The sequence below is a fragment of the Filimonas zeae genome (assembly GCF_014641615.1).
In the GTDB taxonomy this organism is placed as follows: Bacteria; Bacteroidota; Bacteroidia; order Chitinophagales; family Chitinophagaceae; genus Filimonas; species Filimonas zeae.
The window spans coordinates 669,786-681,947 of sequence record NZ_BMIB01000004.1; the positions used below are offsets into that span (position 1 = coordinate 669,786).

Below are 12,162 nucleotides of genomic sequence, written 5' to 3' on the forward strand. Positions count from 1 at the left end.
AGTATGAAAACACGACACCTCTTTTTTACGGCCCTGCTGGCTCTGTTAACAATCAGCTCTTTTGCGCAGCAGCCGCAACAACCTGCCCCTGCAAAAGCATTAGGGCTTTGTCTGGAAAATTATGAATATCCGCACCCTGTACAGTACCTGAAGCTGAACCTGCAGGGCGAACAGCTACAGATGGCGTATATGGATGTAAAGCCCCAACGCTATAACGGGCACAACGTGTTGCTGCTGCACGGTAAAAACTTTAACGGCGCCTACTGGGCTACCACTATACAGGCGCTTACCCAAAACGGCTACCGGGTTATTGTACCGGACCAGATTGGTTTTGGCAAATCATCCAAACCCACATACCTGCAATACACCTTTCAGCTGCTGGCGCAGAACACCAAAGCCATACTGGACACCCTGGGCATTACTAAAATAAGCGTACTGGGCCACTCTATGGGCGGCATGCTGGCAACCCGTTTTGTACTCATGTACCCCAACGTGGTAGAAAAGTTTATACTGGAAAACCCCATAGGGCTGGAAGACTGGAAACTGAAAGTGCCTTACCAGCCTGTAGAAGCCTGGTATAAAAACGAACTGAAACAGAATTACGAAAGCATACGCAAATACCAGAGCGAAAGCTATTACGATAACCAATGGAAGCCCGCATACGATGAATGGGTAAACCTGCAGGCAGGCTGGACGTTGAGCCCCGAATACCACCGTATTGCGTGGAATGCTGCGCTTACTTATGATATGATATTTACCCAGCCCGTATGTTACGAATTCAGCAATATAACAGCACCTACCCTGCTGATTATTGGCCAGCGCGACCGTACTGCACTGGGCAAAGCCAATGTGCCGGAAGAAGTAAAGAAAACCATGGGCCTGTACCCCGAACTGGGCCGCATAACCCACGATAAAATACGCAACTCCACACTGGTTCCGCTGGACAATGTGGGCCACCTGCCACATATAGAAGCGTTTGACCGCTTTATGGGCCCGCTGCTCAGTTTTTTACAACCTGCCAAACCATGAACTATTTAGCTGCTATCAACACATATTATGAAGCAAAACTGGATCAACTATATTCATCAGCTACAGGATACCATTTGCGCCGCGCTGGAAGCAGCAGACGGCAAAGCAACCTTTGTAGAAGATAAATGGGAACGCGAAGGCGGTGGCGGCGGTAAAACCCGCGTAATAGCCAACGGTAACGTATTTGAAAAAGGAGGCGTAAACACCTCTGTGGTGTTTGGCGATGTAAACGATGCCATGCGCGCCCAGCTGCAGATGGACGGGGCCAGCTGGTTTGCCTGCGGCCTTAGCCTGGTAATACACCCCAACAACCCCTTTGTACCTACCACCCATGCCAACTGGCGTTATTTTGAGTTATATGATGCTGATGGTGCCGTAATTAAAAGCTGGTTTGGCGGCGGTGCAGACCTTACGCCTTACTATTTGTTTGAAGAAGACGCCCGCCATTTTCATAGCTCGTTAAAGCAGGCCATGGACCCCTTTGGCGCTGATCTGTATACAAAATACAAGGCACAGTGCGATACCTATTTTGCCAACAAACACCGTGGCGATGAAATGCGCGGTATTGGCGGTGTGTTTTACGATCACCTGGTACCCGCCGATGCAGCAGACGCGGAAAGGCTATTTGCTTTTCAGCAAGCCAATGGCAACAGCTTTGTAAACGCCTATGTACCAATAGTAGAAAAAAGAAAGCACACCCCGTATAACCAACAACATAAACACTGGCAGGAAATACGCCGAGGCCGTTATGTAGAGTTTAATCTGATACACGACAGAGGCACTATTTTCGGCTTAAAAACCGGTGGCAGAACAGAAAGTATTCTGATGAGCCTGCCCCCTACCGTACGGTTTGAATACAATTACCAGCCCGTACCCGGCAGCGAAGAAGACAAACTGTTACAGGCCTGCCAGCACCCGAAACAATGGGCCTAGCAACGCCACATAATACATTCCGATTAACAGCACAAAAAGATAGAGTATGTACTTACAGAGAAGAAACCGGATTTTAAGGCAAACACCTGCCATTCGTGCAATGGTAGCGGAAACCACATTAACACCTGCAGATTTTATATTACCCATATTTGTTGATGAAGGAACCAACGTAGAACATGAAATTCCTTCTATGCCCGGCCAGTACCGCCGCTCGCTGGACCTTACCATAAAAGAGGTAAAAGAAATATGGAGCATGGGCATTAAAAGCGTAGACATTTTTATTAAATGTTCCGATAACCTGAAAGACAATACCGGCAAAGAAGCCTGGAACCCCGATGGTTTAATGCAACGCACTATTAAAGCCATTAAAGATGCTGTGCCGGAAATGGTGGTGATGACAGATGTGGCATTAGACCCCTATTCTATCTACGGGCACGATGGTATTGTAAAAGACGGCGAAATAGCCAATGATGAAACAGTAGAGGCACTGGTTAAAATGTCCATCAGCCATGCAGAAGCCGGTGTGGATATTATAGCCCCCAGCGATATGATGGACGGCCGTATTGCCGCCCTGCGTGCCGGCCTGGAAGAGCACAACTTTACCAAAGTGGGCATTATGGCCTACAGCGCCAAATATGCCAGCTGCTTTTACGGCCCCTTCCGCGATGCACTGGACAGCGCACCCGGCTTTGGTGATAAAAAAACCTATCAGATGGATTATGCCAACCGCAGGGAAGCCATTAAAGAAACCCTGATGGATGTGGAAGAAGGCGCTGATATAGTAATGGTAAAGCCTGCGATGGCTTATCTGGATATTATCCGCGAAGTAAAGAACGCCGTGGATATACCCGTAAGTGCTTACCATGTAAGCGGTGAATATGCTATGATAAAAGCAGCCGCCAAAATGGGCTGGCTGGATGAAAACAAAGCCATACTGGAAAGCCTTACCTCTATTAAAAGAGCAGGCGCAGATTTAATAGCCACCTATTTTGCCAAAGACGCCGTACGTTTACTCAACGGCCTGTAAATAATAATAACGATGTATCAATACGAATCGAGCAAAGCATTATTCGAAAGAGCACAGCAAAGCATTCCCGGCGGCGTTAACTCCCCCGTACGCGCCTTTAAAAGCGTGGGCGGCACCCCCATTTTTATAGAAAAAGCCAAAGGCGCGTACCTGTATGATGCAGATGGCAACCAGTATATAGACTACATTGCCTCCTGGGGCCCCATGATTATGGGCCACGCCTGGGAGCCGGTAGTAACCGCCATTCAGCAAAAAGCAGCCGGCTCCACTTCCTTTGGCGCCCCCACCGAGCTGGAGATAGAAATGGCCGAGCTGATTAAAAGCATGGCCCCCAACGTAGATATGGTGCGTATGGTAAACAGCGGCACCGAAGCCTGCATGAGCGCCCTGCGCCTGGCACGCGGCTACACCGGTAAAAACAAATTCATCAAGTTTGAAGGCTGTTACCACGGCCACGCAGATGCCTTTCTGGTAAAAGCAGGCAGTGGCCTGGCTACATTTAACATACAAACCGTACCGGGTATTACCGCCGGTGCTGCCAACGATACCCTTACCGCCCCTTATAACAATCTGGATGCAGTAAAGCAACTGGTAGCAGAAAACAAAAACGAAATAGCCGCCATTATTATAGAACCGGTTGCAGGTAACATGGGCTGTATACTGCCCCAACCCGGCTTTCTGGAAGGCCTGCGCGCCCTGTGTACCGAAGAGAACATTGTACTGATATTTGATGAGGTAATGACCGGCTTTCGCCTGGCCCCCGGTGGTGCCCAGCAAAAGCTAAACATACAGGCAGACCTCATCACCTACGGTAAAGTAATCGGCGCCGGTATGCCCGTAGGCGCCTTTGCCGGAAGAAAAGACATTATGCAATACATTGCCCCACTGGGTAACGTATACCAGGCAGGTACACTAAGCGGCAACCCGCTGGCCATGATAGCCGGCTACACCCTGCTGAAAGAGCTGAAAGCCAACCACGGCATTTATACCGAACTGGAACAGAAAACAGAATACCTGCGCAACGGCCTGGACCGCGTATGTAAAGAAGCCGGTATTCCTTACACCATTAACCAGCTAGGCAGCATGATAAGCCTGCACTTTGCAGACCACGCCGTGACAGATTTTACTTCTGCTGCTGCCACCAATATTGAACGCTTTAAACAATTCTTCCACGCCATGCTGAAACGCGGCGTTTACCTGCCGCCTTCCGCATACGAAAGCTGGTTCCTGAACCACGCACTTACGCGGGAAGATCTGGATAAGACTATTGCCGCAGCTGCGGAGAGTTTGAAGGAGATTGCGTAAAGAAAAAAGCGCGGCTGTGTCCTGATTGATACAGCCGTGCTTTTTTACCACTACTATTATTCACCTCGGGCTTCACTTTACATAACCAGAAATGACATATGATCGGGGCCTGACGTAGTATGTAAAAAGCTTTTCCAATTTTAACAGCACAATCAATACTTATGCTCCAAACAAGCTTCCTTGTAACTTAACACCTCCTGCTCCTCAGCATTAACAAGATAAGATTTGATTGGCGCATAGTCAACATTAGCAGGAATATCAACAGAAATCAAGTATTTCAGATGACTACCTTCCCATCCACATCCAAATTTTTCCAATTGCTCCGTAACGCCCTTTAAAGCATCTTTTTGTAAAAAAACAATTTGAACAGTACTGTGTCCCGAAGCTTCCACAAGATCATCGTAGTATAATGCACCGTTATTTTCCTTTGCTTTAATCAAATCATTTAACGCAATATTGGATGTAAAAAAAGGGATGTTGTTTATTCTGTAAAATTCACCCTCCTTAGTAGCCCAAACACTCTCAATGTTAACACTGCCTTCATCATTCCTATATGCCAACATAATCTTACTTTCACTCATAAAATACGTTATTAATTAAATGCCACCATCTGGCAAAGAACCCACTTCTTTACAAGCTCACCATCCAATATAAATATTCGACTCCACTACAAGCACCCTAGTTCCTCATATCTTTTTTTTGCTAAATCATAAAATGAATACTCTTCAAACTCAACACGAATTCCATCTTGTATAGTTGGATTTTGTTTTAAAATTAAAATAGAACTATTAAGAATAAACTTAAGAGACTTACAATTGCTAACATTATCAAAAATCAACTTTCGCAATGGCAGTGGATTATGAAAAGGAGAAATTACACCTACGTTATGATAATCAAACTGAGTGTCTTTTAAAAAAACTGGAAGTTCTTCCATATGTAATGCATTTATGGAATCCGCATATTTATCAACGAACAACTCCAACGCCGTCTTATTCTTATTTTTAATAAATGAGCTATCCAATTGAACAACCAGAGCATCCAGCTTGGAATCTACATCTCTAGATTCATTACCTGGCTTACAACTCATTATATAGAATGAACAAAAAAGAACCATTTTTAAATTTAATTTCATAAGAATTATTTTAATTGAATCTGATTTACTCCGTTTGTGTAAGGCATCTTCTCGACTCCACGAAGCTTAGTGGCAGCCTTACTATTAGCATTAGCTTCCGCATTAGAGGGCATCTTTCCTGCCACCTCACCAAGTGCCGTATTAAATACAGACTTAATATAATCCTCCTTAGAAATACCTTTCACCGCAGCAGGATTTGTTTCCTTTATTTTCTCGCATTGTTTCCCTGCTTGATCTAGTACCTTGTCAATCTGTCCCGTATACGTCAATTCCTTGGCCACGCCATCTTGTCCAACTATTTTAACCCACTATTTACTGTAATAGTCGATTTAAAAGCCACCTCTTTTTGGTCACCATGCCCGATGCGCAACAACCTCCTTTAAAAGCCAAGGATTTTTTTTATCTAAACTCCAACCTGCTTGAAGATTAGGATTAATTGGCTCAACTACACTCAGTTTTACATCATAACTGCCCTTCTCATTTTGGAATAACTTACTCCCTTGTCACCATTGTAAATACCAGTAACACCTAAATCATGAATCGTTTTTGGAAAAAAAGGAAGCTGCAACCCTCCACCAGTATTTGCAAACGTAGCGGGGGCTCTAGCAACAATGGCATCTTTCGCATCTGGATCTATATGTACAATCTGATTATTTAACACATATATGTACGGAGAAACTTCATTGTATTTATCAGCCAGTTCGTAATAAACCACCGGTGCAACCAAATCAAAGACTGCGTTGGAATCATTGACAGGCGATCCTTGCCAGATATGTTAACAAAACTTTACTATCACTCATATTATAGACAAGCGTTTAATTAACCTTCCTTCTTGAGCATTTTTACCGTACGGGTAGCACATAAAAATATGCTATTGTGCCTTAACCAGCGACAGATCAACATGATCAAGCAGTTTATGCGGATATGGGAGCCGCCGCCAATAAACGTCTGCATAAACACCGCCACCTAGCCAGAGGACTTCCCCTACAATGCGAAGCTATTTATAGATTTAGCAGCACCTAAGCCATCAACTTTTTGCGCAAACGCAAACAGCAGCCGATACGGCTGAAATATTACCAAAACTGACACGTATAGAGACAGCCCGGTTACCCGGTCTGCCTGAATGAATGATTTACAATAATTTCCGAGGTGTTAAAACGCTTGCGGAGGACAGAATTACGGAACACTCACTTAAGCCTTAAAGAACCAATAATCCTTTCAACTAGTGCTTTACCTTCGATTACCTGAAGGCTACCAAAAAAAAGCTTCAATTCATAAAAATGCTGACTATTTTTTTTAAAAAGAACTATTATTCCATAACGGGGGATATTCTTTTCATCATAGCACACATACCTTAGCATAGCAACATTAATTCCATTTATACTGACTACCTCTTTCCCCACGCTATCCAGCCTTCCAACAGTCTTGACGTGTGCCTCCCTATAATTTTCAAGCAAAAAATCATCTATAGTAAAATTGTACATATAAGAGCTGTCATAAACATCAGCGGTCAGATAAGTATTCCTTTTCGGACAACTAACTTTCACATTATATATCAGTTGATCGTTTGCAAACACCTGATAAGGAGATTTAACATTCCAATACTCCGGCACTTTAACGCTAACAGAAGAGTCACAGAGCGTTATCTCTTTCCAATTACTATCAATTTGCGCCTTCACAAATGAAGCAGGAAAATAGATAATAAATAAAACTATTATAATCCCTCTCATTTCATAGTTAATTGGGTTAACTGGTGCCGCCATAAACACTCCCGTCGTCCTTTCTATGTCAACGATTTTATGACGCATCTCCTATCTTTCACTTTTTATATATTTCTCATAGTTATAACCAGGAACCATCTATTTATGAGGTGGTGAAAGAGTACGTAACACTCAATTCAATCTTAAAGACCCAATGATTATTTCAGCCAATTCTTTACCTTCATGAACAGAGAGGCTACCGCAAGAGAGTTTAAGTTCATAATAGCTGCTACTATCTCTTCTAAAGAGAACTATCATTCCATAACGCGGGATTCGCTTTTTATCGTAGTACACATATTTTAGCATCGCGACATCAATTCCATTTCTCACAACTACTTCCTTTTTTAAACTGTCCAGTTTTCCAATCGTTTTTGTCTGAGCAGTTCTGTGATATTCAAGCGTCTCGTTATCTATGAAAACAGTAATTCTGGAAGCACTATCAAACACATCCACTTTCAAAGAAGTATTGCTTTGAGGTAATCCGACCTCCATATTATGTTTAATCTCGTAACTTGGGTATTGGCGATAAGGAGATTTAGCTTTCCAGGCTTCCGGCACTTTAATACGAACAGAAGAGTCACAGAGTGTAATCTCTTTCCAATTATCATCAATTTGTCCATTTACAAATGAAATATGTAAACAGAAAATTAATAAAAATAATATTCTAGTTTTCATTGAACAGGTATGTTTTTATTAGCTTTTGGAGTACTATTCTCAAATCTTTTCATATAAAAATCACGTATTACTCCATGATTATCTGTTGTCTTTACAAAATCGCCAAGTTTTGAAAATTCAGGTACTATAGGGCGTGGTCCTTGATTTACATTACTTAAAAGCCTTTCCCCGTCAGACATTATAGAATGACTCGGAATAAATCGCTTCGAAGCGTCGCCAGCAGCGCGGTCTCCACCATGACCAAGCCCGGCATTATGCCCCGCTCCATGTACAACGTCGAAAGCAATTGCCTCTGTCATAGATACATGAAAATCTTTCGACTGAATCTTAGCATCTTCTGTATTAATAGCGATAATATTACCTTTAAACTGGCTATGTTCTGGATTTGTAGCTCCTTTTGAACCGAAATCAGGATCTTCTCTTAAGGTTTTCCCTAAGACTTTATCTACTGAGTTAACCGCATTAATCACTGCGTCAGCCTTTCCAATAAAAGCAACAGCATCATTCTTATCCATTTGACTATAAAATTTGCTAAAATCTTTCCCTTTAAAAATCTCTGCCCGGGTTTTCAATTTCATAGATGCAAAATTTGCATTAACCTGCTTCCGTAATTCTTTCAGTTCATTTTTAGATATTCCATCTAATCCATGAAGATAAACAACATTATCCCTTCCATCGGGATCTATATAAAGCAGAGGATTATTCATGCAATATTGGTAAGTGGAAATTGAATTGTACTTCTCGCTCTTGGGGTCAATTACATTCCACCTGCCCACTTGCACGTCATACATCCTGGCTCCATAATCAAACCACTCCAACCCACTACCATCAGCAAACTCTTTATTCTGTAGTTCCTTTCCATTATACTTAAACTTATTCTGTAACCTACCTTCAGCTTTACCTCCAATTCCTGCTATTGATAATCCAAAAGGATAGTAATGATCCACCTCAAGTAAAGGCCCCTGTATGGAAGTTACGCCTAAATCCTCAAATACTACATCCGCATCCGCGGATTCACTGCTTGTAAATACATATACATACCCACTCTTTTCTACTTCCCATCCTTCTTTCACATGCTGCGTCAACTTCTCCTCCTCGCCAACACGCTGAAAGCCTGCATACTCCGGTTGTTTGAGTGATTTTCTTGCAGTATCTTCCTTCACAGGCTTCAAATCTTCATCCAGCAATACCCAGTTCAGATACGCTTTTGGTTTACGCGATATTTTCTCATCCGTTGCATCCCGCGTCTGTAAAAAACTTATAACACCCGGTAATATTGCAGCAGCACCGGAGGCTGCCTGTAGCACAGGGCCGTCATGAAGCAATTCTGTCTCTAAAGTATTGCCTAATAAACCAGAAACTGTTCCTGCAAAGGGCATAGCAACTTCCTTATCCTTTCCATTGTGCTGATACCAGCTTTTTGCACGTATGTTAATTTTATCGCCGGCATTTACTTTCAATAGTAGTGACGGTCCCAATTTCTTCTGCCTGCCATCCAGCTTAGCCACGTATCTATTGGTAGAATCTCTGTCAGGGTAAGCAGCAGGTTTAAATGCACGTGTTTCCGCAAGATTGGCGTAATAGGTTTCTTCCTGTGCAGCACTATCCAGCTCCATAGTAGCCACCTTATAAACTGAAACAGTTTCTTCCTCAGTAAGCGTTGCCCGGATATTTCCTAAATGGTCTTTTACAAAATAATCATACGCATAGCTTCCATCCGGTTTTCGTCGTATGCGACCTTCTTCATGCGCCAGTTGTTTCAGGTCATTGTTCTCATACTGAAAACTCCCTATATAAGAGGTAGTAGTTACTGCATTACTATTAGTGGCGTCCGTTACTACTTTTTTCAGTTTATTCCCCCTCGCATCATAGGTGTAGGCAACAGAACCTTTACCGGTAACGGTAATCAATGAGGGCAGGTTTAAATAATTGTACGCGATATTGCTGATACCTTTATTTAAATCATACACCATATTACCATTACCATCATAATCATAATCCTGCGTTTGGCCACTTGTGATTTCTTTGAAATCGCCCAGTGTACTGGCTGCATTGTTAAAGGCATCCGTTACCCGCTTTAAACGATTACCAGCAACAGAAAAGTCATAATTGTAAGTCAGGTCGTCAATTCTGACAGACGGGGTAACGTAATGTTGCATCCGCAGAATATTACCATTGGCATCGTAAGCAAGTGAAGGATTTGAACCATTGCCCATAACTGTGGTATAATCGCGACCAAGGGAAGTATTCCATGTAGTTGCGTTGATTTTCTCCGTAAAATCAGCTTTTAGTAATCGGCTGACAGCATCGTAAGTATATCCATAAGAACGAACCTGCTGGTCGTTACGGCTACACCAGGTAATGCCAGCTATATTACCATTGTATTGTTTCTGGGTAAAACCGTAATTATAACTTATTTCCTCTCCAAAGAAATTATTTACTCCCGTGGGATTCGCAACATATCCTTTATTAATACCAGTTAACCAGCCCCTGATATTATATGCATAGGTAAGTGTTTCTATAGGCAAGCTATTGTATACCCCACCCGGCTTTTTCTGCCCCAACCGTTTTGTTAACAACTGTCCGGCAGCATCATAAATTAAAGAATCCACTACTACCCAAGCCCCATTGTTTACCTGCTTCTTTACAGCCAATAATCGTCCGGCGTGATCATATGATTGCCGTGTCATCACTTTAACTGTTCCTGGCGTCATTGCAGTAGTTGCATGGGAGTTTTTGGTCATGAGCGCCTTCCCATCAAAACTATACTGAGTGGTGGAAATATCCGTAGCACCGCTGGTATTAGTGCTTTTTGTTTGTACCAGGCGGCCACGGTCGTCATAGTAATTAATAGTAAACAAATACTGAGAGGTGCCTAATACCTTAACCTGCATACCTGTAACCATTCCTTTTACGGTGGCAACAGAGGTAACAGCCCTCGGATAAGGAAAATTAACATCGGAGGCTGCAAGGAAATCTGCCGTAGTTTCACCGGAAGCGAAGGTAGCCGCCAAACCACTTCCGGATGTACTCACCCAGTCGTAGTTATCATAAAAGGTTACTGTAAGGTAACCATCCACCGGAGAAGCAACACCGGGATAATTGGTACTGCCGGCAGCCGCGGTGGCATGAGTTGCACGGGCAGACGCACTTGTCCATAAATAGGTTTTAGCAGGCCTGTTAAAATCATCATACTGCGTTACCAGCCAATGCTGCGAAGTTCGCATTCTGGCATCCTGTGTCATCACCAGCCGGTCCCTTGCATCATACACCATATGCACTTCCCCTGCACCAGGAACCCGCTTGATAATCATACGGTTTTGTGAATCGTATTCATAACTGAAGCAAAGCTCTTTTGCGATATTACTCCCAGACCAGGTAGTTGCATCAAAAGCCCAGTTAACACTCAACTGCTCCACTCCTTTCGGTTGAATAACATACCGCAACATTCTCAGATCATCATACACGTAGTAGGTATGCAACCAGCCTGCAAACGCAGTTATAGCTGCCCCATCAGTTATTTCAGCTTTCTTCAGCACTACCTGTCCTGTCTTATTCTTATACTCTACTGTCCTTTTCCCATGCTCATCTGTAGTAACCGTACGATATAACACGCCCGGCGCATAAAACCCCGGACTTGCCGGCACACTGCCTGTTGCAAAGCCGATTGTCCATACCCTAACCTCATCAGCAGCGTTTAACTCATAAGCACTTTGAACCCCTCTGCCACTACCTGCCCAGCTATTACCAGGTGCCATTGACTTCAGCACCCGGTTTATAGGAGCTGACTCGTAATCTATCTGCGCGTAATACACCTGCTCACCAGGATATCTTGCAGACATGAAAGTCTCCTGATCAGCAAAAGGAGTTGTTTTAAAAACGCCGCTATTGCCCGTTGAGGTATAAGGCAGGTATTTATATTTCTCCCGCCCCAGTTCGTCATAAACCACTGGCGAAACCAAATCAAAGACTGCGTTGGAATCATTAACAGGCGATCCTTGCCAGGTTACCGTTTGCAGCGGCCTGCCAAGACCATCAACATAGGAAGTGGAGCGAGCAACTTCCCTAACAGTTCTTGATGCAGATATTACATCTGCTTCAACAGTTAAAGGACGGGCGGGCACCCATGTTCTAACATAGTTCAAAGGGGTACCTGGCAAATATGCACCTGGTTTGTTGGCTACAGTCTGCGCTGCGGAAACCCCTTCTGCCAAAGGTTTCACCTGAGCAGAAACAGCTAAAGCCAGCGACAATATAAATGAAACAACAAAAAATATTTTCTTTTCCATATATGTATCTCA

General features: G+C 43.4%; 11 protein-coding genes. 4 read left to right on the forward strand and 7 right to left on the reverse strand.

Annotated elements, in window-relative coordinates:
• Positions 1-3 precede the first annotated feature (3 nt).
• The 4 genes from IEY13_RS21255 to hemL are packed head-to-tail and all read left to right on the forward strand — an operon-like array spanning position 4 to position 4,294.
• Positions 4-1,029 (forward strand): alpha/beta fold hydrolase, encoded by a 1,026-nt coding sequence (locus IEY13_RS21255; RefSeq protein WP_188956000.1) that lies wholly within the window; start codon positions 4-6, stop codon positions 1,027-1,029.
• A gap of 27 nt (positions 1,030-1,056) precedes the next feature.
• Positions 1,057-1,962 carry an oxygen-dependent coproporphyrinogen oxidase gene (hemF, locus tag IEY13_RS21260; RefSeq protein ID WP_188956002.1) on the forward strand — a complete coding sequence of 302 codons (906 nt, stop codon included), beginning with the start codon at positions 1,057-1,059 and terminating at the stop codon, positions 1,960-1,962.
• 46 nt (positions 1,963-2,008) lie between these two features.
• The gene (gene hemB / locus IEY13_RS21265) at positions 2,009-2,989 is read left to right on the forward strand and encodes a porphobilinogen synthase (RefSeq protein ID WP_188956004.1); all 981 of its coding nucleotides are present in this window, start codon (positions 2,009-2,011) and stop codon (positions 2,987-2,989) included.
• Positions 2,990-3,001: 12 nt separating this feature from the next.
• Complete coding sequence (gene hemL / locus IEY13_RS21270; RefSeq protein WP_188956006.1) at positions 3,002-4,294, forward strand: glutamate-1-semialdehyde 2,1-aminomutase; 1,293 nt, start codon at positions 3,002-3,004, stop codon at positions 4,292-4,294.
• Positions 4,295-4,446: 152 nt separating this feature from the next.
• On the opposite strand, the gene IEY13_RS21275 is transcribed toward hemL, so the two are convergent.
• The 7 genes from IEY13_RS21275 to IEY13_RS21305 form a co-directional block, all read right to left on the reverse strand.
• Positions 4,447-4,875 carry a DUF4265 domain-containing protein gene (locus IEY13_RS21275; protein ID WP_188956008.1) on the reverse strand — a complete coding sequence of 143 codons (429 nt, stop codon included), beginning with the start codon at positions 4,873-4,875 and terminating at the stop codon, positions 4,447-4,449.
• Positions 4,876-4,961: 86 nt separating this feature from the next.
• Positions 4,962-5,426: a hypothetical protein gene (locus IEY13_RS21280; RefSeq protein ID WP_188956010.1), complete on the reverse strand. Its 465-nt coding sequence runs from the start codon at positions 5,424-5,426 to the stop codon at positions 4,962-4,964.
• A 5-nt stretch (positions 5,427-5,431) separates the two neighbouring features.
• A complete protein-coding gene (locus IEY13_RS21285; protein WP_188956012.1) occupies positions 5,432-5,707 on the reverse strand; it encodes a hypothetical protein in 276 nt (91 codons plus the stop codon).
• Between the two features lie 176 nt (positions 5,708-5,883).
• Positions 5,884-6,153, reverse strand: coding sequence for a hypothetical protein (locus IEY13_RS21290; RefSeq protein ID WP_188956015.1), 270 nt, complete (start codon positions 6,151-6,153; stop codon positions 5,884-5,886).
• Between the two features lie 460 nt (positions 6,154-6,613).
• Positions 6,614-7,234 (reverse strand): hypothetical protein, encoded by a 621-nt coding sequence (locus IEY13_RS21295; RefSeq protein ID WP_188956017.1) that lies wholly within the window; start codon positions 7,232-7,234, stop codon positions 6,614-6,616.
• An 84-nt stretch (positions 7,235-7,318) separates the two neighbouring features.
• Complete coding sequence (locus IEY13_RS21300) at positions 7,319-7,861, reverse strand: hypothetical protein (protein WP_188956019.1); 543 nt, start codon at positions 7,859-7,861, stop codon at positions 7,319-7,321.
• On the reverse strand, positions 7,858-12,150 hold the full coding sequence (locus IEY13_RS21305) for a DUF6443 domain-containing protein (protein ID WP_229687947.1): 4,293 nt from the start codon (positions 12,148-12,150) through the stop codon (positions 7,858-7,860). The genes IEY13_RS21300 and IEY13_RS21305 overlap by 4 nt, the downstream gene beginning before the upstream one ends.
• Positions 12,151-12,162: the final 12 nt, after the last annotated feature.